General features: G+C 64.3%; 21 protein-coding genes. 12 read left to right on the top strand and 9 right to left on the bottom strand.

The features are described 5' to 3' along the window. Positions 1-32: 32 nt before the first annotated feature. From LB523_RS11195 to recJ, 3 genes are all read left to right on the top strand, one after another. Positions 33-1346, top strand: a complete 1314-nt coding sequence (locus tag LB523_RS11195) for a homoserine dehydrogenase (RefSeq protein ID WP_224602723.1) — start codon at positions 33-35, stop codon at positions 1344-1346. Between the two features lie 142 nt (positions 1347-1488). Further along, on the top strand, positions 1489-2472 hold the full coding sequence (gene glpX, locus LB523_RS11190) for a class II fructose-bisphosphatase (protein ID WP_224602720.1): 984 nt from the start codon (positions 1489-1491) through the stop codon (positions 2470-2472). A gap of 137 nt (positions 2473-2609) precedes the next feature. Beyond that, the gene (gene recJ, locus LB523_RS11185) at positions 2610-4394 is read left to right on the top strand and encodes a single-stranded-DNA-specific exonuclease RecJ (RefSeq protein ID WP_224602718.1); all 1785 of its coding nucleotides are present in this window, start codon (positions 2610-2612) and stop codon (positions 4392-4394) included. 55 nt (positions 4395-4449) lie between these two features. Here recJ and LB523_RS11180 read toward each other — a convergent pair whose 3' ends face one another. The 3 genes from LB523_RS11180 to folE form a co-directional block, all read right to left on the bottom strand. Beyond that, positions 4450-5415 (bottom strand): patatin family protein, encoded by a 966-nt coding sequence (locus LB523_RS11180; protein WP_224525335.1) that lies wholly within the window; start codon positions 5413-5415, stop codon positions 4450-4452. 84 nt (positions 5416-5499) lie between these two features. Beyond that, positions 5500-5958 (bottom strand): phosphoribosyl-AMP cyclohydrolase, encoded by a 459-nt coding sequence (hisI, locus tag LB523_RS11175; RefSeq protein WP_224602716.1) that lies wholly within the window; start codon positions 5956-5958, stop codon positions 5500-5502. Positions 5959-6001: 43 nt separating this feature from the next. Then, complete coding sequence (folE, locus tag LB523_RS11170) at positions 6002-6634, bottom strand: GTP cyclohydrolase I FolE (protein WP_095765060.1); 633 nt, start codon at positions 6632-6634, stop codon at positions 6002-6004. Between the two features lie 237 nt (positions 6635-6871). On the opposite strand from folE, the gene LB523_RS11165 reads away from it, so the two are divergent. After that, a complete protein-coding gene (locus LB523_RS11165) occupies positions 6872-7318 on the top strand; it encodes an iron-sulfur cluster assembly scaffold protein (RefSeq protein ID WP_140627330.1) in 447 nt (148 codons plus the stop codon). Between the two features lie 9 nt (positions 7319-7327). Here LB523_RS11165 and LB523_RS11160 read toward each other — a convergent pair whose 3' ends face one another. Next, positions 7328-8233, bottom strand: coding sequence for a LysR substrate-binding domain-containing protein (locus LB523_RS11160; protein ID WP_224602714.1), 906 nt, complete (start codon positions 8231-8233; stop codon positions 7328-7330). Positions 8234-8325: 92 nt separating this feature from the next. Between LB523_RS11160 and LB523_RS11155 the strand changes: the two genes are divergently transcribed. The 5 genes from LB523_RS11155 (at position 8326) to LB523_RS11135 (ending at position 13031) form a co-directional block, all read left to right on the top strand. Continuing rightward, a complete protein-coding gene (locus tag LB523_RS11155; RefSeq protein WP_224602713.1) occupies positions 8326-8529 on the top strand; it encodes a hypothetical protein in 204 nt (67 codons plus the stop codon). 16 nt (positions 8530-8545) lie between these two features. Then, on the top strand, positions 8546-8926 hold the full coding sequence (yidD, locus tag LB523_RS11150) for a membrane protein insertion efficiency factor YidD (protein ID WP_140840402.1): 381 nt from the start codon (positions 8546-8548) through the stop codon (positions 8924-8926). 145 nt (positions 8927-9071) lie between these two features. Further along, entirely contained in the window at positions 9072-9884 is an 813-nt protein-coding gene (blaOXA, locus tag LB523_RS11145) for a class D beta-lactamase (RefSeq protein WP_224602711.1), read from the top strand. Between the two features lie 149 nt (positions 9885-10033). Further along, positions 10034-12007, top strand: a complete 1974-nt coding sequence (thrS, locus tag LB523_RS11140) for a threonine--tRNA ligase (RefSeq protein WP_224602709.1) — start codon at positions 10034-10036, stop codon at positions 12005-12007. An 82-nt stretch (positions 12008-12089) separates the two neighbouring features. Further along, positions 12090-13031 carry a lysophospholipid acyltransferase family protein gene (locus LB523_RS11135; RefSeq protein WP_224543704.1) on the top strand — a complete coding sequence of 314 codons (942 nt, stop codon included), beginning with the start codon at positions 12090-12092 and terminating at the stop codon, positions 13029-13031. A gap of 9 nt (positions 13032-13040) precedes the next feature. Here LB523_RS11135 and LB523_RS11130 read toward each other — a convergent pair whose 3' ends face one another. Further along, positions 13041-14006 (bottom strand): hypothetical protein, encoded by a 966-nt coding sequence (locus LB523_RS11130; RefSeq protein WP_224602707.1) that lies wholly within the window; start codon positions 14004-14006, stop codon positions 13041-13043. A 281-nt stretch (positions 14007-14287) separates the two neighbouring features. Here LB523_RS11130 and LB523_RS11125 point away from each other — a divergent pair, with 281 nt between their 5' ends. Both LB523_RS11125 and LB523_RS11120 read left to right on the top strand, forming a co-directional pair. Beyond that, on the top strand, positions 14288-14872 hold the full coding sequence (locus tag LB523_RS11125) for a nitroreductase (protein WP_224602705.1): 585 nt from the start codon (positions 14288-14290) through the stop codon (positions 14870-14872). A gap of 76 nt (positions 14873-14948) precedes the next feature. Continuing rightward, the gene (locus LB523_RS11120) at positions 14949-15623 is read left to right on the top strand and encodes a methyltransferase family protein (RefSeq protein ID WP_224602703.1); all 675 of its coding nucleotides are present in this window, start codon (positions 14949-14951) and stop codon (positions 15621-15623) included. A gap of 65 nt (positions 15624-15688) precedes the next feature. Here the strand turns inward: LB523_RS11120 and LB523_RS11115 are convergent, their stop codons facing one another. Then, a complete protein-coding gene (locus tag LB523_RS11115; protein WP_224602702.1) occupies positions 15689-16570 on the bottom strand; it encodes an HpcH/HpaI aldolase/citrate lyase family protein in 882 nt (293 codons plus the stop codon). Continuing rightward, the gene (locus LB523_RS11110; RefSeq protein ID WP_224602701.1) at positions 16570-17022 is read right to left on the bottom strand and encodes a MaoC family dehydratase; all 453 of its coding nucleotides are present in this window, start codon (positions 17020-17022) and stop codon (positions 16570-16572) included. Before LB523_RS11110 ends, LB523_RS11115 begins: the two co-directional genes overlap by 1 nt. A gap of 151 nt (positions 17023-17173) precedes the next feature. Between LB523_RS11110 and LB523_RS11105 the strand changes: the two genes are divergently transcribed. After that, the gene (locus tag LB523_RS11105; protein ID WP_224602700.1) at positions 17174-18295 is read left to right on the top strand and encodes a DUF2336 domain-containing protein; all 1122 of its coding nucleotides are present in this window, start codon (positions 17174-17176) and stop codon (positions 18293-18295) included. 16 nt (positions 18296-18311) lie between these two features. On the opposite strand, the gene LB523_RS11100 is transcribed toward LB523_RS11105, so the two are convergent. Together LB523_RS11100 and LB523_RS11095 are read right to left on the bottom strand one after the other, a co-directional pair. Beyond that, entirely contained in the window at positions 18312-18749 is a 438-nt protein-coding gene (locus LB523_RS11100) for a VOC family protein (protein WP_224525367.1), read from the bottom strand. A gap of 81 nt (positions 18750-18830) precedes the next feature. Beyond that, a complete protein-coding gene (locus LB523_RS11095; RefSeq protein ID WP_224602699.1) occupies positions 18831-20912 on the bottom strand; it encodes an FUSC family protein in 2082 nt (693 codons plus the stop codon). Positions 20913-20931: the final 19 nt, after the last annotated feature.

Genomic DNA, 20931 nt, shown 5'->3' with positions numbered 1-20931 from the left:
CATTTTTTGCAAGTTGAGGGGCGTCGCCGGTCATGGCTGAAGCATTGCGTGTTGGAATTGCCGGCCTTGGCACGGTGGGCGCCTCGGTGGCGCGCGTGCTGCGCGACAAGGCGGCCGAGCTTACCCGGCAGTGCGGTCGCGACATCGTTGTGACCGCCGTTTCGGCCCGCGATCCGAAACGCGACCGAGGCATTGATCTCAGCGTCGCCAAATGGTTCGACGATCCGGTCAAGCTGGCCGAAAAGGCCGATATCGACGTCTTCGTCGAGCTGATCGGCGGTGACGAGGGGCCGGCGCGGCTCTCGGTGAAAGCGGCGCTCGAGGCCGGGCGCCATGTCGTGACCGCCAACAAGGCGCTGCTTGCCAAGCATGGCGTAGCGCTTGCCGAGATCGCCGAGAAGAAGGGTGTGCTGCTCAACTACGAGGCGGCGGTGGCCGGCGGCATCCCGGTCATCAAGACGATGCGCGAGGCGATGGCCGGCAATGCGGTGACGCGTGTCTTCGGCATCCTCAACGGCACCTGCAACTACATCCTGACGCGCATGGAGGCGGAGGGCATCTCCTTCGACGCCTGCCTGAAGGATGCGCAGCGGCTCGGCTACGCCGAGGCCGATCCGACCTTCGATATCGAAGGTCACGATACGGCGCACAAATTGTCGATCCTGACCAGCCTTGCGTTTGGGACGAAGATCGCCGCCGGCGATATCTATATGGAAGGCATCTCCAATATCACCCAGGCCGACATCCGCGCGGCGGCCGATCTCGGCTACCGCATCAAGCTGCTCGGCGTCGCGCAGCGCACCGATAGCGGCATAGAGCAGCGTGTCCATCCGACCATGGTGCCGACGGCGTCGGTCATCGCGCAGGTGCATGGCGTCACCAACGCAGTGGCGATCGAGACCGATATCCTGGGCGAGCTCCTGCTTTCCGGCCCAGGCGCGGGTGGCAATGCCACCGCCTCGGCGGTCGTCGGCGACATTGCCGACATCGCCAAGAGCCGGCCGGGCTTCCAGCATGGCCCGGTCTTCGGCTGGCCGGCGAAGGAACTGAAGCCTTACAAGAAAGCGCAGATGCGCAGCCATGCCGGCGGCTATTTCATCCGGTTGACCGTGCATGACCGCACGGGCGTGTTCGCGGCCATCGCCAAGCGCATGGCCGACAACGACATCTCGCTGGAATCGATCGTTCAACAGGCTGCCGGCGCGGAAACGCAGGCGCAGAAGACGGTCATCCTTGTTACCCACGAGACCACGGAAGCGGCGGTGCGCAAGGCCGTCGAAGGCATCACCAAGGACGGTCATCTGACCGACAAGCCGCAGGTGATCCGCATCGAGCGGGCGGAATAAACCAAGTCCAGTTTCCTCTTCAATCGATTGATTTTGCTGTCATTTCAAAAATTGACGGGGCAAGTCTTGCCGTTGTCATGGAGCTTTGCCAGAAGAAGCCCACCTCTGGCGGGAGGTTGAGTTTCACGAGGAATTCCTGTCCATGAACATAGCCCAGGACATCACCGCCGGTCTCGACCGGATCCTTACGATGGAAGTCGTGCGTGTGACCGAACGGGCCGCCGTCGCGGCGGCAAGGCTGCGCGGGCGCGGCGATGAGAAGGCTGCCGATCAGGTGGCGGTCGACGCCATGCGCCAGGAGCTCAACCGGCTGGCCATCAAAGGCACGGTGGTGATCGGCGAAGGCGAGCGCGACGAGGCGCCGATGCTCTATATCGGCGAGGAGGTCGGCACAGGCAAAGGCCCGGCCGTCGACATCGCGCTCGATCCGCTCGAGGGCACGACGATCTGCGCCAAGAACCTGCCCAACGCGCTGGCCGTCATCGCCATCGCGGAAAAGGGCAGCCTGCTGTTCGCGCCCGACGTCTACATGGACAAGATCGCCATCGGTCCCGGCTATCCCGAAGGTCTGATCGACATCGACGCCTCGCCGGCCGAAAACCTCGCCAATCTGGCCAAGGCCAAGGGCGTGGCCGTCTCAGACATCACCGCCTGCATCCTCGACCGGCCGCGTCACGCCAAGCTGATCGACGCCGTGCGCGCCACGGGTGCGGCGATCCGGCTGATCGGCGACGGCGATGTCGCGGGCGTCATCCACACCACCGATCCGGACGAGACCGGCATCGACATCTATCTCGGCACCGGCGGCGCGCCGGAGGGCGTGCTGGCGGCGGCCGCACTTCGCTGCACCGGCGGACAGATGCAGGGCCGGCTGATCCTCGACACGCCGGAGAAGGTGGCGCGCGCGCACCAAATGGGCATTTCCGACCCGAAGCGGATCTACCGCGCCCAGGACATGGCGCGCGGCGACGTGCTGTTCGCGGCGACCGGCGTCACCGACGGCAATTTGCTCGAGGGCGTGAAGTTCGGCCGCACTTTCATCACCACGCACACCATCGTGCTGCGGTCGTCCTCGCGCACGGTGCGCGAGATCAAGGCGCGTCACCAGGATCTGGATAAGTTCTGATTTCGCTTCGTCCGGGCGCTTTGCCGCAATTCAAGGAAAACGTTCCACACCTTTCCCGGTTTGCCCGCTTCCCCGCAATTGCTCCGGCCGTCGCATATTGATATCTGCGCAAGGATGATGTGCAGACGGCGCGTCGCATGACGGGCGAGAAACGGTTCTTCCTCGATGTCAGGCAGTCGGCGACCGGTGTTTCCTGGGAACACCGGCTGACCGAGCGCCAGGACATGGCTGCCTTGGCCATGGCGCAGGGCCATGGCGTGCCCGACATCGTGGCGCGGGTGCTTGCCGGGCGCGGCGTCAGCGTGGAGCAGACCGCGCGCTTCCTCGATCCGACCATTCGCGAGCTTCTGCCGAACCCAGCGTCGCTGACCGATATGGAGAAAGCGGCGGCGAGGCTGGCCGATGCGGTCGTCGCCCACGAAAAAGTGGCGATCTTCGGCGACTACGATGTCGACGGCGCGGCGTCGTCGGCGCTCATCAAACGCTTTCTCACGCATTTTTCGGTGCCGTCGGAAATCTACATCCCGGACCGCATCTTCGAAGGCTACGGACCCAATCCGGAAGCGATGCGGGACTTGATCTCGCGCGGCGCGAAGCTGATCGTCACCGTCGACTGCGGCACCAACAGCGCGACCTCGATCGACGCGGCCAGGCAAGCCGGCGCCGATGTCGTGGTGCTCGATCATCACCAGGTCGGCGGCCCGCTGCCGGCGGCGGACGCCGTGGTCAATCCCAATCGCGAGGACGACCTGTCGAGGCAGGGACATCTGTGCGCCGCCGGCGTCGTCTTCCTGTGCCTGGTACAGACGGCCAAAGTGCTGCGCGAGAGGCTGCCGAATGCCGCGCCGGTCGACCTGCTTTCGATGCTCGATCTGGTGGCGCTGGCGACGGTCTGTGACGTGGTCCCGCTCACCGGCGTCAACCGCGCCTTCGTCGTCAAGGGGCTACAGGTGTTGCGCCAACAGAAGAATGAGGGGCTGGCGGCGCTGGCGCGGGTCTCGCGCATCGGCGAGCCGATCAACACCTTCCATCTGTCATTCCTGATCGGCCCGCGCATCAATGCCGGCGGCCGCATCGGCGATGCCGCGCTCGGCAGCCGGCTTCTGGCCACCGACGATCCCGTCGAGGCGGCAGGCATTGCCGAGACACTGGATCGGCTGAACCAGGAACGCCAGCAGATGGAGCAGGAGATGCTGGCACAGGCGCGCGCCGAGGCCGATGCGGAGCTTGCCGGCGGCAACGGCCCGGCAGTCATCGTCACCGCCAGCAACAGCTGGCATCCGGGCATCGTCGGGCTGATCGCCTCGCGGCTCAAGGATCATGCGCGCCGGCCGGCCTTCGCCATCGCCTTCAATTCGGCCGGCATCGGCACGGGCTCCGGCCGCTCGGTGACCGGGTTCGACCTCGGCCGGCTGGTGCGCGAGGCGGCCGAGGCCGGGCTGATCGTCAAGGGGGGCGGCCACGCGATGGCCGCCGGCATCACCGTCGAGCGTGCGAAGCTCGGCGAACTGCGCGCCTTTTTTGAGGAGCGCGCCGCGGCCGACGTGTTTCGCCTGCAGAACGAGGAAAGCCTGGCGATCGACGGCGCCTTGGCCGCCGAGGGCGCCACGATCGCGCTGCTCGACGCGCTGGAGAAAGCCGGGCCGTTCGGGGCCGGGCACATCGCGCCGGTGTTCGTGCTGCCGCGCCATCGGCTGGCCGACGCGCGCGCGATCGGCACCAACCACATCCGCGTGGATCTGCAGTCGCAAAGCGGCGGCAACATCCAAGCCATAGCGTTCCGTGCGGTCGACACCGCGCTCGGCGAATTCCTGTTTAAGAACAGGGGCAGGACCGTGCATATCGCCGGTTCATTGTCGGGCAATTACTGGAACGGCAACCGCGTGGTGCAGTTCCGCATCAGCGATGCGGCGCTGGCGTAAGGTGGGCTGATATTCAGGTGATGCCGGCCACCTTGAGAATGGCGGTGGACTGCAATCACACCAGAACGGACTGCAGCCGGGTCAGTTCGCTGATCTGCGCCTTCGTCGCCTGGTAGCCGATGCTGATCGCCTCGTCGGCGCGGTGGAATTCGGTCAGGCCGATATGGCTGAGTTTCGGCTGCAGCGACATGTCCGGCGGGTCGCCGGCCAGCCTGGCGCGCGAAATCCGGTCCTGGATGATGTTGAACGCCTCGACCATCACGCCGGTGATGCCAAGGCGGGTATGATGGGCCTGATGCTCGGGCTGGCCGAGTCTCGGCGCGTCATTCTCCACGACCAGTTCGCCGGCGCTGTGCTTTATCACGGCGGCGCGGCCGAACAGGTCGTAGTGCAGGTTGACGGCGACCACGAGCGGCTGCTCATAGGCGCGGCAGACCGACACAGGCACCGGATTGACCAGCGCGCCGTCGACCAGGATGCGGCCGTTGCAGTTCACCGGCTCGAAAACGCCGGGCAGCGCGTAGGAGGCGCGCATGGCGGTGATCAGCGAGCCATTCGACAGCCAGATCTCATGGCCGGTGCGAATTTCCGAAGTGACGGCGACAAAGGGCTTCGACAAGTTCTCGAAGCGGACGCCGGCGAGATGCTCGCGCAGCCGCGCGTCGAGCTTCATGCCGCCGAACAGGCCGCTGCCGCGCAGATTGAGATCAAGAAGGCCGAAGATGCGCCGCTTGGTCAGGCTTCGGGCAAACTCCTCCAGCTCGTCCAGCTTGCCGGCAAGGTAGCAGCCGCCGACCAGCGCGCCGATCGAGGTGCCGGCAATCATCGATACTTCGATGCCGGCCTCGTCGAGCGCGCGCAGCACACCGATATGGGCCCAGCCCCTGGCGCAACCGCCGCCGAGCGCCAGCGAAATGCCGATTTTCTTCTGAGAGGTCGGGTCAGACGCGCCGCCGGACGATGCCGGGCCATTGGCCTCCCGAACGTCAGGTCTGCTGCGCAATGACGCCCATTCGAGCATCATGATCTCCCTTGTCCCATATCCCTTCTACCAAAAGGATATTTGAGAATAGTGAATCTGAATGGTTTGTGAATATCGAATGGTTCACACCGGCTTCCGATACGTCTGGTCCGCATCGAACAGCGGCTTGCTGCCATCGCCGACAAGCACCGCCTTGCCGTCGCTGAGCCCCACCGTCCGATAAAAACAAGAACGCCGTCCGGTGTGGCAGGTTGCGTCGTGGCCCAACACTTTGACGCGCAACCATATCGCGTCTTGGTCACAATCCGTGCGCATCTCGACGACCTGCTGGAAATTCCCCGAGGTCTCGCCCTTCTTCCACAGCGCTTTGCGCGAGCGCGACCAGTAATGAGCTATGCCGGTCTCAAGCGTCAGCGCCAGCGCCTCGGCGTTCATATGTGCGACCATCAAGAGCATGCCGTCGCCGGCATCGGTGACGACGACCGTGACGAGGCCGGCCGCATCGAAGCGCGGAGAAAGGACGGAGTCTTCCTCCAGCGATTTCTTGTCGGATGGGGCTTTGGGGAATTGCAGTGCCGACATCGCCGGTCGCTCTTTCTTTCTAGAGGCCGGCGACGGCCGGCGATCAGCCGCCGGCGCGCACCATGGTGACAAAGCGGACCTGCTCCTCGGGCGTGTCCTTGAAGACGCCGGTGAAGGTGGAGGTCAGCGTGGTCGAATCCTGCTTGCGGATGCCGCGCATGGCCATGCACATATGCTCGGCCTCGAGCATGACAGCGACGCCGCGCGGGTTGAGCACGTCCTGGATGACGCCTGCGATCTGTGCGGTCATCGCTTCCTGCGTCTGCAGGCGGTGCGCGAAGATGTCGACGACGCGCGCGATCTTCGACAGGCCGACGACCTTGCCGTCAGGCAGATAGCCGACATGCGCCTTGCCGATGATCGGCACCATGTGATGCTCGCAATGCGAATGGAATTTTATGTTCCTGACGATGACGAGATCGTCATAGCCGGCGACTTCCTCGAAGGTGCGGCCAAGCTCGTCGGCCGGGCACATGTCATAGCCGTTGAACATTTCGCGGAAGGCTTTGGTGACGCGCTTGGGCGTGTCGATCAGGCCTTCGCGGTCCGGATTGTCGCCGGTCCAGCGCAAAAGCGTGCGCACGGCGGCTTCGACCTCGGCTTCGCTCGGCCGGTCGGTGACGGGCTTTTCCAAATATTCGGACGGGGGCATGATTTTCTTGATGACGGCATCCATAAAGGCGTCTCCCGTAGTCCCACTCAAAGGTGGAACGAGTTGAACGGACCACGACCTTTTGGGTGAAAATCGCCCATTTCCATCCCGCAAGCGGCGTGAACAGATGAGCAGGGACAACGGCTTTTTCGTCGCCTTGTCGATGCCCGACTGCGACCATTATATATGGTTCGAGCGGCGCGAAAGGAAGACGCGAGAGCGGCAAAGCCTGTTCGCTTGGCGGCGACGGATTGGAAAAATATGATCGACGACGTCTACAATGCGAAAATTCTCGGTTTCGCCGGGAATATAGGGCGGATCGGCCGGCTCGACGATGCCGACGCGACGGCCAGGGCGCATTCCAAATTGTGCGGCTCGACCGTCACGGTCGACCTCAAGATGGACGGCGACGTGGTGACCGATTTCGCCCATGACGTGAAGGCCTGCGCGCTCGGCCAGGCCTCGTCCTCGATCATGGCCCAGCATGTGGTCGGCGCCAGCGCCGACGAATTGCGCGCCGTGCGCGAAACCATGCTGAAGATGCTGAAGGAGAACGGCGCGCCGCCGGAAGGCCGTTTCGCCGACCTCAAATATCTGGAGCCGGTGCGCGACTACAAGGCGCGCCATGCCTCGACCATGCTGACCTTCGACGCGGTGGTCGACGCGATCGGCCAGATCGAGAAGAAGCGCGCCGAACAGGCGGCTTGAGCGCAGCGGTCAGGCCGCTCCGCTGGTCACAGCGAACTCGCTTCGGATCCAGTCGGCGAACGCTCTGGCCGGTTCCGGCAGATTCCGCAAGCTCCTGGCCACCAGCCAGTAGGCGCCGGAAGCAACATCGATATCGAACGGCTTGATCAAAGTGCCCGACGCAAGTTCGTCGCCGATCTGCAAGAGATCGCCGAGCGCCACGCCATGTCCGAGCAGCGCGGCCTGTTTCGACAGCGAGATGTCGGCCAGCATCGGGCCACGCGCGGGCACTGCGTCGGCGGGCACGCCGGCGGCCTGGAACCAGCGCGCCCAACCCTGGCGGTTTTCCTCATGCAGCAGCGTGTAATGGCGAAGGTCGATCGGCTTTTCCAGCGGAGGGCCGGAGGCGAGCAGCGCCGGCGACAGGACCGGTGAATCGACAGTCGAGGCCAGGCGCTCGGCCTCGGCACGCGGCCATGACGTGGCGTGGGCGCTAAAACGCAAGGCGAGCTCGGGCTGATCGCTGCGGAACTCGATCAGGCGCGGATCGCCCTCTAGCGACACATCGATATCGGGCCGCAATTGGCGGAAGCGATTGAGCCGCGGCACCAGCCATACGGCGGCAAGCGACGGTTCGACGCTGACGCGGACAATCGCCTCCGCGGGCGAGGCTGTGAGCTCCGAAAGCACGCGATCGATGTCGTCGAAGCTTCTGACCAATCGGTCGAGTAGCAGATGTCCCGCATCCGTCAGCTCGACGCGGCGATGGAGGCGCAGAAACAGCGGTCTGCCCAAAAAGGTCTCGAGCTCTCGTATCTGCCGGCTGATCGCAGCCTGCGAGACGTAAAGCTCCTCGGCCGCACGGCTGAAGCTCAAATGCCGGCCGGCAGATTCGAAACTCCTGAGAGCCGTCAGCGGCAGCCGGCCACGCTTCATTCGCATAACCTCAGGTTATCCGAAGCGGAAATTATACTCGTTTGAGAGGGAAGGCCAGTGGCAGTCTAATCGGTGCTCAAAGGAGCACTGCCATGAATCAGTTCCTGGCCATTCTGAGCGACGTCATGCTGATCGCGACGTTTCAGTGGCGCGACACGAGCCGGCACCCCGGCTGGTGCGAGGAAAGGCCCGGCAGTTCCATGCGCCAGTGGCCGACCGGCATCCTGTCCGTCGCCGCAGGCCATGAGGGGAAAGGGCGTTGCGTTCGAGGTCGGAAGGACACATCTATCGCGTAGCAAAACAACCGCGGAGATGCGGGTGGGCGACCATCCCGGACATACGCATGATGGCCGGCCAATCCAGCGCGGGCGCAACTGGCCGGGGCCTTGGCGCAAGACGCCCGGGCGCATCCTGGGGACCTCGCTCGTGCGCCTCTACCAGCTGACGCTGTCCGGCTTTGTCGGCAACAGCTGCCGGCACCTGCCGACCTGCTCCGAATATGCGCATGAGGCGATTGCCCGCCATGGCCTGTGGGCGGGCGGCTGGATGGGACTGTTCCGGGTGCTGCGCTGCGGGCCGTTTGGGACGCATGGCATCGACCGCGTGCCGGAGGTGCTTGCCCAGCGCTATGTCTGGTTCATGCCCTGGCGCTATTGGCGGATCGGCAAAAGGCACAGCGAGCCCGAAATCTGATCGCTTCGCCGTCCCGCGCGACGCGGATTTTAACGATCCGGTAGGGTTAACGCGAAGCTGCACGAACACTGGGAATTTGAGACAAAATCGAGACAAGTCGCCTCGCTAAGCCGCTCCTGCAATCTCATTCCGGAGTGACTTCGCCTTGCGCCAGATGGACCGCTATCCTTTCATTTTCGCCATCGTCCTTTTCCTGCTGGCCTGGATGCTGGGCTTGCCGGTGCGGGCGCAATCGGCGCCGCTCGGCGACATCCACTGCACGCTGATCCAGGACCAGCAAAGCGGCGCAACACTTTACCAGGACGGCGTCTGCGACCAGCGTGTCAGTCCGGCCTCGACCTTCAAGGTGCCCCTGGCGCTGATCGGCTACGATGCCGGCATCCTGAGCGACGAGCATACGCCGAGCTGGGAGTACAAGCCGGAGTTCAAGGCGGCGAAGCGCGACCAGAAGACCGTCGATCCGACGATCTGGGAGCGCGATTCCATCGTCTGGTATTCGCGCGAGATCACGCGGCGGCTCGGTGCCGAGAAGTTCGCCGGCTACATGTCGAAATTCGGCTATGGCAACAAGGATGTCTCGGGCGATGCCGGCAAGGACAACGGGCTGACGCAATCCTGGATCAATTCCTCGCTCGAGATATCGCCGGTCGAGCAGACGGTGTTTCTGCGCCAGCTGCTCGCCGGCAAGATGCCGGTGTCGGCGAAGGCGCATGAGATGACCAGGGCGATCCTACCGACCTTCGCGGCAGGGAACTGGACGGTGCAAGGCAAGACGGGCAGCACCAGGCTCGGCCAGGACGGCAAGCGCTCGCTTGGCTGGTTCGTCGGCTGGGCCGAGAAGGGGAGCCGGCGCATCGTCTTTGCAAGGCTAGTCGTCGATGCCAAGCGTACCGGAGAGCCGAAGGGTCTCGCGACGCGGGCGGCGTTCCTGAAGGATTTGCCCGGCCTCGTCAAATAGAACGGGTTGCGGCTTTACGGCGGCGGAAACTCCTCATAAAAGACTGCCGCGCCGGACGCCTCCGGCTAACCCTCTGCAAGCCGCAACGCATCCAGCGACATGCATTTCACCACCCGCGCTCGTTTGCGGGACTGGATAGGAGAATCCTGATGCCGAATTCCGTTTCCCTGACATTTCCCGATGGTTCGGTCCGCGAGTACGACGCGGCGCTGACCGGCGCCGGTCTTGCCGAATCGATCTCCAAGTCGCTGGCCAAGAAGGCTGTCGCCTATAGCCTCGACGGCACCGTTCGCGATCTTTCCGATCCGCTCGGCACGTCCGGCAAGGTCGAGATCATCACTCGCGAGGATCCGCGCGCGCTGGAGCTCATCCGCCACGATGCCGCGCATGTGCTGGCAGAGGCCGTGCAGGAGCTGTGGCCGGGAACGCAGGTGACGATCGGGCCGGTTATCGAGAACGGGTTCTACTACGACTTTGCCAGGAACGAGCCGTTCACGCCGGACGATTTTCCGGTGATCGAAAAGAAGATGCGCGAGATCATCCAGCGCAACAAGCCGTTCACCAAGGAAGTGTGGTCGCGCGAGAAGGCGAAGAAGGTCTTCGCCGAGAAGGGCGAGCGCTACAAGCTTGAACTGATCGACGCCATTCCGGAGGACCAGGACCTCAAAATCTACGCACAGGGCGAGTGGTTCGACCTGTGCCGCGGTCCGCACATGGCTTCGACCGGGCAGATCGGCAATGCCTTCAAGCTCATGAAGGTGGCGGGCGCCTATTGGCGCGGCGACTCGAACAATCCGATGCTGACGCGCATCTACGGCACAGCCTTTGCCGACCAGGCGCAACTCGATGCCTACCAGACCCTGCTGGAAGAGGCCGAGAAGCGCGACCACCGCAAGCTCGGCCGCGAGATGGACCTGTTCCATTTCCAGGAAGAGGGACCGGGCGTCGTCTTCTGGCACGCCAAGGGCTGGAAGATGGTGCAGAACCTGATCAACTACATGCGCCGCCGCCTCGACGAGCACGGCTATCAGGAAGTCAATGCGCCGCAGGTGCTGGACAAGAGCCTGTGGGAGACGTCGGGACACTGGGGCTGGTACCGCGATGCGATGTTCAAGGTCACGGTCGCCGGCGACGACACCGACGACGACCGCGTCTTCGCGCTGAAGCCGATGAACTGTCCGGGCCATGTGCAGATCTTCAAGCATGGGTTGAAGTCATACCGCGAACTGCCCGTAAAGCTTGCGGAGTTCGGCAATGTGCATCGCTACGAGCCGTCGGGCGCGCTGCACGGGCTGATGCGCGTGCGCGGCTTCACGCAGGACGATGCGCATATCTTCTGCACCGAGGAGCAGCTCGCGGCCGAATGCCTGCGCATCAACGACCTGATCCTGTCGACCTATGCCGATTTCGGCTTCGAGGAGGTCAGCGTGAAGCTGTCGACCCGGCCGGACAAGCGCGTCGGCACCGACGAGGCCTGGGATCATGCCGAAGCGATCATGAGCAATGTGCTGGAGACGATCCGCACGCGCTCCGGCAACCGCATCAAGACCTCGATCAATCCGGGCGAGGGTGCGTTCTACGGGCCGAAGTTCGAATATGTGCTGAAGGACGCCATCGGTCGCGAATGGCAATGCGGCACCACGCAGGTAGACTTCAACCTGCCGGAGCGCTTCGGCGCCTTCTATATCGGCTCGGATTCGGAGAAGAAGCAGCCGGTAATGGTGCATCGCGCCGTCTGCGGCTCGATGGAGCGCTTCCTCGGCATCCTGATCGAGAACTATTCCGGCCATTTCCCGCTGTGGTTCGCACCGCTGCAGGTGGTGGTGGCGACGATCACCTCGGATGCGGACGAGTACGCCTTGAATGTGGTCGAGCGGCTGAAGGCCGCGGGGCTGCTCGCCGAAGCCGACCTGCGCAACGAGAAGATCAACTATAAGGTGCGCGAGCATTCGCTCGCCAAGGTGCCGGTTATCCTCGTCTGCGGCAGGCGCGAGGCGGAAGAGGAAACCGTCAATGTCCGCCGGCTTGGCTCCCGCGACCAGGAATCGCTGAAGCTCGACGACGCGGTGAAGCAGCTTTCCGACGAGGCGGTCTCGCCCGACCGCAAGCGTCGCGCAGCCTGACTTACCAGCGCTTCCTTGAATGGCGGTGCGTGTCCACCGCCATTTTCATATGCCTGTCACGCCAGCCTTGTAACGAGCCGCCATGCTCAAGTTGAAACTGCGGGAAAGACGGTTTCCCGAGCTTTCCTACGCCAACCCGCATCAACCGGTGCTGACGCGCTGGTTCATCCATTCGGTCGAGGGCCTGTCGGGGCGCGACCGCTTCGCCGTGCTCTACGATTTCTGGCGTCGCCAGGTTGTGCCGACAGGCGACCGCGTATTCAGCCGCATGCTGGAATTGATCGACGTCAAGGTCCGCAACGCCGTGCAATGGCCGCCGCCAGCGCTGCCGGACACGCCGCTGGTCATCGTCGCAAACCATCCCTTCGGCATCGGCGACGGCATTGCGGTGCTGTCGCTGGCCGAGCAGCTCGGCCGGCCGTTCCGGGTCATGATCCACAAGGATCTGCTCAGGATCCGCGAGATGGAGCCCTATTCGCTGCCGATCGATTTTTCCGAGACCAAGGAAGCGTTGAAGAACAACATGGCGGTGCGCCATGAAGCGGTGCGGCTGTTGAAGGAAGGCGTCACCATCGTCGTGTTCCCGGCCGGCGGCGTCGCCACGGCGCCGAAGGGTTTCGGCCGCGCCATCGACCTGCCGTGGAAGATGTTCCCGGCCAAGCTCGTCCAGGACGCCAAGGCCTCGGTCATCCCGATGCATTTCTCCGGTCAGAACGGCCGCCTGTTCCATCTCGTCAGCGGCCCGATGAATATGGCCGAGCGCGACAACCGCGTGGCGAAATTCATCGGCAAGGCGTCGCTGACGCTGCGCACCTCCTTGCTTATCCGCGAATTCGCGCGACTGTCCGGCAAGGCGATTGAGGTGCGCATCGGCGACGTGCTGAGATGGAGCGACCTCGAGCCGCTGCGCGACCGCAAGGCGCTGCTCGATCGCCTCTATCGCGCGGTCTTCGACCTGGCGACGCCTTCCGCGCAGCGTGGCCGCGTGCCGTTCCTGCCGAAGCGGATGCGCAAGGCAGCCTGATCAGCCCGATCAGTCCGCGCCTTCCTCGGGGTCGATGGCTGAGGATTCGTTGGCCACGACCTCGATTTCCTGGTTCTGGCCGGCAACGACCGTGAAATCCTTCTGGTAGATACGGTCGCGGTTCTTGGCGATGATGGTGTATTGGCCTTCGGCCAGCACCATCGAGGCGAAGGCGCCGACCGCTTCCTTGATCGGATCGCCGCTCTCGTTGAGCAGCGACCAGGACGTGTCGGCGATGGCCTCGCCGCCGGGCTCGCGCACCAGCTTCATCGTCATCTCGGCAGCGCGGTGCTCGACGGTCGCCTCCGTCAGCTTGCCGGCCTCGACGCGGATGTCGGAGCGGATCACGGCGTTGACCGCGCCATAGGTGGAGACGACGTGATAGGTGCCGGCGTTCAGCCGCACAACGGTGTTCGGCGCGACGTCGGGGGCGATCAGCGCCCGGTCGCCATTGGCCGCGGCCTGGCCTTCATAGATCGAGAAGCGCAGTTTCTTCGACGGGATGGGCGCGCCGCCGGATGTTACCGCGTCAAGCTTCAGGCCGCCGGCATCGAGCACAAGGCTTTCGCGCCTTGCCTCCTTGCCGACCGTGATGCGTTTGGTGGCGCCGGCGCGTCCGTAGGAGGCATGGACAAGATAGCTGCCGGGGTCGAGCTGGAACACGGCCGTGCCGCCATGGGCGGATGCCACCATCGGCAGTTTGCCATCACTGGCGGGCTGCGGCCCGAAAACCCGCCAGACGATGCCGCGGGTGATGTCGGCGCCCTTGTCGGTCAACTGCGCCGACAGCGTGATGGCGCCGCCGTTGCCGAGCGCCAGCGACGTCCCGGCCTTCGGCGTTGCGTAGCTCGAAATGCCTGGAAGCTTGATGTCGCCGATGTCGTTGGCGTTCTGGGCCAGCGCGAAGGAAACCGGCACCGCGAACAACGCAGCGACGAGTGCGATCACGAAAAGGCGCAAGATCCCCTCAAACATGCCTTGCGTTGAAGCCCAAGGCGGTGGCAATTTCAAGGCCTAGAGCCGGATGATTTCAGGTCGAATTGACCTGAAATCTGAATCCGGCTCTAAGTCAAAGAAGAGCATGATGTCGTCCGAAAACCGCTTCACACTTTTCGGCATCATGCCCTAGAAGCGCGCCGCCTTGCGCGGCGGCTTCTTATTCGGCGCAAAACGCCACCGCCCGAGCCGCCCTACCTCCCGATGGCGTGCTTCAGCTCAAAATTGAATGCTATTGAATGCTTAGGAGACTTGCGCCGATGGCGTCGCCGATCATCGACTTCCTGCTCACCCGCAATTCCGCGCCGATACCCGACCTCAAGAAACCGGCGCCGAGCGATGCCGAAATCGCGACCATGATCGCAGCCGCCTCGCGCGTTCCCGACCACGGCCGGCTCGAGCCATGGCGGTTCATCCTTTATCGCGGCGAGGCGCGCATCGAGATCGGCAAGAAGCTGGCGGCGCTTGCCGAACAGCGCGAGGGACCGCTGCCGGAAGGCCGGCGCAACCAGGAGCTGGCGCGCTTCTCACGCGCGCCGCTGGTGATCGGCGTCGTGTCGGTACCAAAGGAGAACCCGAAGATCCCGCAATGGGAGATGTTCCTGTCGGGCGGCATGGCGGCGATGAACCTGATGATCGCGGCGAACGCGCTGGGCTATGGCACCAACATGATCAGCAACTGGTATTCCGACGTTCCGGAGGGCAGGGCAATCCTCGGACTGTCGCCGCAGGAGCGTGTCATCGGCTTCGTCCATATCGGCTCCTATCAGGGGCCGGCGCCGGAGCGACCGCGGCCCGATCCGGCAAAGCTCTATGCCGATTACGCCGGTCCCTGGGCCGGTTAGGACCTTTTGCGGGTTTTCGGAGGAACGGCGGCAGCGGGTGGCCAATAGTGGTGGGGGACGTCACGGAAGGTTGGTCATGATCTCGAGATTGGTTTTCCAGACATTCGTATGGTTCGGCATCATGGGCGTGCTGCTGTTTCTGTCGGCCGGCACGCTGCACTGGACCGGAGCTTGGGTGTACATAGTCGTGATGGTCGGGCTGAGCCTTACGATGGGCATTGCGCTCGCATGGCGCGATCCAGGTCTGATGAATGAGCGTCTCCGCCCGCCGATCCAGAAGACCCAGACGGCTGCCGACAAGATATTGCTGAGCATATTGCTGCTCGGCATCTTCGCCTGGCTGGTCCTGATGGGGCTCGACTACCGTTTCGGCTGGTCGGCAGCTCCCGTGTGGGTGCAGGTGATAGGTGCGCTGGTCCTGCTTGTCGGGATATGGGTCTGCTATCTGACGATGCTGGAAAACAGCTTCGCGGCGCCTGTCGTAAAGATCCAGGACGAGCGCGGGCAGAAGGTGATCACGACCGGCCCATACAGTTATGTCCGCCATCCGATGTATGCCGGCGCCATACTTTATTTCGCCGGCACGGCGCTGCTGCTTGGTTCCTGGTGGGGACTGGCGTCGGTGCTTGTCTTCATCGTCCTGCTCGGCATCCGCACATTCATCGAGGAAAGGACCTTGCGGACCGGCCTGCGGGGCTATGACGATTACGCCGCGCGCGTTCGCTACAGACTGATCCCAATGGTGTGGTAGCGGTCAGGCGGAGCTGCCTGCGGCTCTATCTCCTTGGTTTTACGCAATTCCGGACGGAAAACCGCTCACACTTTTCCTGGATTTGCTCTGGCGCGCGCGAGCAGCCGTTCGGCCAGCCGCAGATGCGGCCGATCGTACATCTTGCCGTCGATGCCGACGACGCCCGGATTTCCCGCCGCCGCGAAGGCGTCGACGATCGCCTGCGATCGCCCGACCGCTTCGGCGGATGGAGTGAAGGCGGCATTGATGACCGGCACCTGCGCCGGATGGATCGCCATCTTGCCGGTGAAGCCGTCGCGCTCGGCCTCGCGGCATTCCTTCTCAAGGGCGGCCATGTCGCGGAAATCGGGAAAGATGGTGTCGATGGCGGCGACTTCGGCCGCGCCGGCCGCCAGAATGGTCGTGGTCCGCGCCAGGCGAAACACGTCGGTGTAGCGGCCGCTCTCGTCGCGGGTCGCGCGCGCGCCGATTGCCGCGGACAAATCCTCCGCGCCCCAGGTCAGGCCGGCAAGCCGCGCGCTTGCGCCGGCATAGCTCGCCGCCGCCAGCACGCCCGCCGCGGTCTCGGTGATGATCGGCAGGATTCTTATGGCGCCGTCCGGAAGCCCGTTCTCGGCCTCGTGCACTCGCAGCTTTGCCGCCAGCTGCTGGACGTCCTGCCCGCTGTTCGACTTCGGCAGCATGATGCCGTCGGGCTTCGCCACGACGAGCGCCGCAAGATCGTCGTCGGTCAGGCCGGTGGAAAGATCGTTGACCCGCACATAGATGGCCGAACCCGTCCGGTCTCTTTGACTCGAGATGAACCCGGCCGCGGTCGCGCGCGCCGCCGCCTTGCTGGCGGCGGCAACGGAATCTTCGAGATCGACGATGACCACGTCGGCGCCGGCCTCGAATCCCTTTTCCAGCTTGCGTTCGGAATCGCCGGGCACGAACAGCAGCGAGCGCATCAGGCCGCCTTCCTCAGCATCATCGCCTGCCTGGTGCATTTGGCGACAAGAATATCGTTCTGATTGTAGGCGCGGTGCTCGAACTCGACGATGCCGCGATCGGGTTTCGACTTGGAGTCGCGCACGGAGACAACCGTCGTCTCGACCCGGATGGTGTCGCCGTGGAAGACGGGATGCGGGAACACCGTTTCCTTCATGCCGAGATTGGCGACCGTGGTGCCGACGGTGATGTCGTTCACCGAGATGCCGATCATCAGGCCGAGCGTGAACAGCGAATTCACCAGCGGCTTGCCCCATTCGGTTTTCGCGGCAAAGTCGAAATCGATGTGCAAGGGCTGCGGGTTCAACGTCATTACCGAAAACAGCATGTTGTCGCTCTCGGTCACAGTCTTGCGCAGCGTGTGGCGGAAGACATGGCCGACGACAAACTCTTCCAGATAAAGCCCGGCCATGGTTCGATTTCCTCCGATGTCCTTGCTTGATAGGCGTTGGCTGCGCCCCCATCAAGCCGGTTAAGAAACATGGTGAACCGTTCGTAAACCATTTGCAGCCTACCGTTCACAACGGGGCCGGGACCTTCCGGCAAGGGCGCAGCTGGTCGGTATGGTTGTTTCGCATTTTCTAAAATGGATTGATACGGCAAGGGTTTCCGAGCGTGCCGCCGCCGCGAGCGCGCTGGCGCGCGCCTATATCAACTCCGATCTGCCGTTCGAGGATCGCTGTGCCGCCGAGGCGGCGCTGACGCTGCTTCTGGACGACGCTTCGTCCAAGGTGCGCCTGGCGCTTGCCGAGGCGCTGTCGATGAGCCATCACGCGCCGCCGCAGGTGATCAGCGCCTTGGCCGCCGACCAGCCGGAAGTGGCGGCGCTGGTGCTCGCGCGTTCGCCGCTGCTTACCGATGCCGATCTGGTCGAGCGCGTCGCCTGCGGCCAGAAGGTGACGCAGAAGCTGATCGCCAACCGTCCGGTCGTCTCGATGTCGCTGGCGGCGGCGATCGCCGAGATCGGCGAACCGGAAGCCTGCGCCGCGCTGATCGGCAACAGCGGCGCCGAGATCGCTTCGCTGAGCTTCCGCCGCATGGCCGAGCGGCACGGCCACCTGCCACTGGTGCGCGAGGCGCTGATTGCCGATCGGCGCCTGCCGGCCGACTGCCGGCACATGTTGCTGGTCAAGCTCGGCGAGACCTTGAAAGGTTCGCCGCTGGTGCTGGCGATGATGGGGGCGGCGCGCGCCGATCGCGTCATGCGTGATGCCTGCGTGAAAGCCTCGGTGACGCTGATCGAGGGAACGCGCATGGAGGAGCATGCGGCGCTGATCGAGCATTTGCGGCTGCGCGGCGACCTCACCGCCGGTTTCATCATCCGCACCATCGCGCATGGCAAGGTGGACTTCTTCGGCTCGACCCTGGTGGCTCTAGCCCGACAATCCGAGCAACGGGTGACGGCACTTCTCGCTGGCGGGCACGACGTTGCGCTGCAGGCGCTGTTCCGCAGCGCCGGGCTTGCGCCGGCCACGCATGGCATCATCCTGAGGGCGCTGAAAGTCTGGCGCGAGGTCGCCAATGGCCGGCGTGTCGCCGGCGTTCAGGAAGTGAGCTGGCTGATGCTGAAAGAGCTCGGCGGCCAAGCGGCCGAGGGCGATCTCGCAGGGCTGGTGAAGTCGATCCATCTCGACGCCCTGCGCGAAAACGCGCGTGGGCACGCGCTGGCCATCGCCGCCGCCTAAGGACACATATCACGTCTCAGCTGAGTTCCTGGGCGAGGCCGATGAGAAGGCCTTCAGGTCCACGGATGTAGCAAAGGCGATACGCGTCCTTGTACCGGACGACTTCGCCGACGAGCTCAGCGCCGCGCTTGCGGAGCCTCTCCAGCGTGTCGTCGATGTCGTCCACGGCGAACATGATCCGGAGATAGCCCAATGCGTTCACCGGAGCATTGCGGTGATCCGCAATGACAGGCGGCCTGAGAAAGCGGGACAGCTCGAGCCGGCTGTGGCCGTCCGGCGTGCGCATCATGGCGATCTCAACATGCTGGTCGCCGAGCCCAGTGACACGCCCGGCCCACTCTCCTTCGATCGCGGCACGCCCTTCGAGTTCAAGGCCGAGCTCGCGAAAGAAATCAACCGTGCTGTCGAGGTCATCGACGACGATTCCGACATTGTCCATCCGCTTGAGCGCCATGTGTCCAACCTAAAAGGTGTCGACCAGTCCAGCAAGGACCTATGCCCGGAAAGGGCCCAAACCAGACACGTCCCGAGGTGGTTAGGCGCGACCCTTCGCGAAGAAATCCGGGTAATCTTCCATCGCCGCGGCAATGATGCGCAGCGAGGCGGCGATCTGCAGCATTTCGAGCCGATCGCTGCGTTGGGCGATGCTGGCCGCGTATTGCCTCGCCGCCGCGATGGTCGCGGTCTGCGGCTCGCCCGGTTGCCGAAACAGCAATTCGCGCGCCAGGGCGCGCAGGAAATTGCCGATGGACTCGACTGTTTCGTGCGGAACGGCGGAGTTCAGTTGCGCGTGGCGCAGCCGCAACACTTCCAGTCCGACGGTGACGGCCGCGATGCTGCCGCCGAGAATGGGATCGCCCTTGCGGCCCGTCTGCTGGACCTGCGGCATCAACTGATTGATCCGGTCATAGGCGAGGCTTTCGAAGGCCGAACGGCGGGGAATGCGCTCATGCAGGCAAAGCCGGGCCAGGTCCTCGCGCATCGCCTGCGAGATGCGCTCCACGGTGACCCAGGGATCGGCGGGCAGCACGACAATGAAGACGCCGATGGCAATCAGGATGCCGACCAGGATCGAGGCCGAGCCGGCGAAGAACGGCCCGGGATCGTAGATCATCTGCTGATGCGGGCTGAGGAAGGCGAGGAAGTTGATGGCGAAGGCGGTGGCGACGCCGACATGGCGCGGATTGGCCATGCCGAGCGCCGCGGGCACCAGGATCGGCACGACGAAGAGGGTGAACCAGCCGAAGCCCGGCAACGCCGGCAGCGCGACCTGGCCGACAAGGAAGGCAAAAGGCAGCGCGATCAGCGTGCCGGTGAAAAAACCCCAAGCGGACTGCACGGGATCCGGGCGCGATGCGAACAGGCTGGAGACGACGGCGACCAGGATGACGGTGCCGGCGGCTTCCGACCATCTGGTCGTCAGCCAGAAGATCGCCACGAGCAACGTCGCCAGCGCGGCGCGCACGGCATTGCGCCATGCGGCCTGGTAGTCGCGGTGGACAACCAGCGCCGGCTGGCCCCGCTCGCTCGATTTGCGGGAGACGGGCGAGCGAAGCGCCTCCAGCCCGCGTATCACCTGCTTCAGCGCCTCGGCGAAATCGCCGGCGATGGTCAGTCGGGTGATGGTGCCGACCTTGTCTTCGCCGTTATCGTTGGAGCCGGTATCGTTGGGCAGTTCGGGCATCTCCCTGGCCTTGCTCGCGATCGCGTCGAGCCTTGCCACCCATGGCCCTGTGTCATCGAGCGCGCCGGGCGTCGCCGCCAGTTCACCGACGAAGGCTTTCAATTCGCTGCGCATGGGAATGAGCGCTGCGTTCTTCGGCCTGCGGTGGCTGTGCAATGCGCGCGCCGCCGAAAGCGCCCACAGAAGCTGACCGATCGTGCGCCGCACCGGATGGGCGCGGGTGGCGAAGCTCGGCGCTTCCAGCCGCGCATAGGTGCGCATCTCGGCGAGCGTCTGGGCATCGGCGATCAGCTTGCGCTGGAGCGCGGCGAGGCTCGCCGGGTCGCCGCCGGAAAAGGCGCCGCCGGCATATTCGGCAAGGTCGAGGATGCTGCGCTTCAACCTGGAAATGATAGCGTCGGCCGCGAGCTTTGGCAGGATCAACCGGCTGGTGACGCCGGCGCAGACGATGCCGAGCACGATCTCCGCGCAACGCGCGACGGCGAGGTCGACGACAATATGCGGTTGTCCGAGGGCCGGCAGGCTGATGATCATCGCCGTGTAGCCGGCAAGCGCGGCGCCATAGGCTTCCGGATTGCGCAACAGCGACGAGACCAGCGTGCAGACGCCGATCCAGAGCGCCAGCACGGTGACAAGCAGCCACGGGTCGGCGCCGAACAGTGAAGTGATGCCGACTGCGGCGAGACCGCCGGCCAGCGTGCCGAGCAGCCGGTAGAAGCCCTTTGCCAGCACCATGCCGGCGACCGGCTGCGCGACGATGAACACCGTCATCATCGCCCATTGCGGATGATCGAGCTTCAGCGCATAGGCGGCAAGCAGCGCGACCAGTCCGGCCGAAACCGTGCGTAGGGCAAAAATCCAGTCCGAACGGGTCGGCTGCGTCAGACCGCTTAAGGGCCTCTCGACAAGCTCTTTAAACCGCGTCCAGGTCACACCGGTTCTCCGTGCCGGA

Source organism: Mesorhizobium sp. ESP-6-4 (assembly GCF_020164735.1).
Classification (GTDB): domain Bacteria; phylum Pseudomonadota; class Alphaproteobacteria; order Rhizobiales; family Rhizobiaceae; genus Mesorhizobium.
The sequence above is the reverse complement of the archived record's forward strand: the minus strand, read 5'-3'. Positions and strand labels throughout refer to the sequence as shown.

What these genes read in the sequence shown, in the direction of transcription:
- LB523_RS11195 (WP_224602723.1), top strand. Translation starts at nt 33, where the DNA reads ATGGCTGAAGCATTGCGTGTTGGAATTGCCGGCCTTGGCACGGTGGGC.
- glpX (WP_224602720.1), top strand. Translation starts at nt 1,489, where the DNA reads ATGAACATAGCCCAGGACATCACCGCCGGTCTCGACCGGATCCTTACG.
- recJ (WP_224602718.1), top strand. Translation starts at nt 2,610, where the DNA reads ATGACGGGCGAGAAACGGTTCTTCCTCGATGTCAGGCAGTCGGCGACC.
- LB523_RS11180 (WP_224525335.1), bottom strand. Translation starts at nt 5,415, where the DNA reads ATGCTCGAATGGGCGTCATTGCGCAGCAGACCTGACGTTCGGGAGGCC.
- hisI (WP_224602716.1), bottom strand. Translation starts at nt 5,958, where the DNA reads ATGTCGGCACTGCAATTCCCCAAAGCCCCATCCGACAAGAAATCGCTG.
- folE (WP_095765060.1), bottom strand. Translation starts at nt 6,634, where the DNA reads ATGGATGCCGTCATCAAGAAAATCATGCCCCCGTCCGAATATTTGGAA.
- LB523_RS11165 (WP_140627330.1), top strand. Translation starts at nt 6,872, where the DNA reads ATGATCGACGACGTCTACAATGCGAAAATTCTCGGTTTCGCCGGGAAT.
- LB523_RS11160 (WP_224602714.1), bottom strand. Translation starts at nt 8,233, where the DNA reads ATGAAGCGTGGCCGGCTGCCGCTGACGGCTCTCAGGAGTTTCGAATCT.
- LB523_RS11155 (WP_224602713.1), top strand. Translation starts at nt 8,326, where the DNA reads ATGAATCAGTTCCTGGCCATTCTGAGCGACGTCATGCTGATCGCGACG.
- yidD (WP_140840402.1), top strand. Translation starts at nt 8,546, where the DNA reads ATGCGGGTGGGCGACCATCCCGGACATACGCATGATGGCCGGCCAATC.
- thrS (WP_224602709.1), top strand. Translation starts at nt 10,034, where the DNA reads ATGCCGAATTCCGTTTCCCTGACATTTCCCGATGGTTCGGTCCGCGAG.
- LB523_RS11135 (WP_224543704.1), top strand. Translation starts at nt 12,090, where the DNA reads ATGCTCAAGTTGAAACTGCGGGAAAGACGGTTTCCCGAGCTTTCCTAC.
- LB523_RS11130 (WP_224602707.1), bottom strand. Translation starts at nt 14,006, where the DNA reads ATGTTTGAGGGGATCTTGCGCCTTTTCGTGATCGCACTCGTCGCTGCG.
- LB523_RS11125 (WP_224602705.1), top strand. Translation starts at nt 14,288, where the DNA reads ATGGCGTCGCCGATCATCGACTTCCTGCTCACCCGCAATTCCGCGCCG.
- LB523_RS11120 (WP_224602703.1), top strand. Translation starts at nt 14,949, where the DNA reads ATGATCTCGAGATTGGTTTTCCAGACATTCGTATGGTTCGGCATCATG.
- LB523_RS11115 (WP_224602702.1), bottom strand. Translation starts at nt 16,570, where the DNA reads ATGCGCTCGCTGCTGTTCGTGCCCGGCGATTCCGAACGCAAGCTGGAA.
- LB523_RS11110 (WP_224602701.1), bottom strand. Translation starts at nt 17,022, where the DNA reads ATGGCCGGGCTTTATCTGGAAGAGTTTGTCGTCGGCCATGTCTTCCGC.
- LB523_RS11105 (WP_224602700.1), top strand. Translation starts at nt 17,174, where the DNA reads ATGGTTGTTTCGCATTTTCTAAAATGGATTGATACGGCAAGGGTTTCC.
- LB523_RS11100 (WP_224525367.1), bottom strand. Translation starts at nt 18,749, where the DNA reads ATGGCGCTCAAGCGGATGGACAATGTCGGAATCGTCGTCGATGACCTC.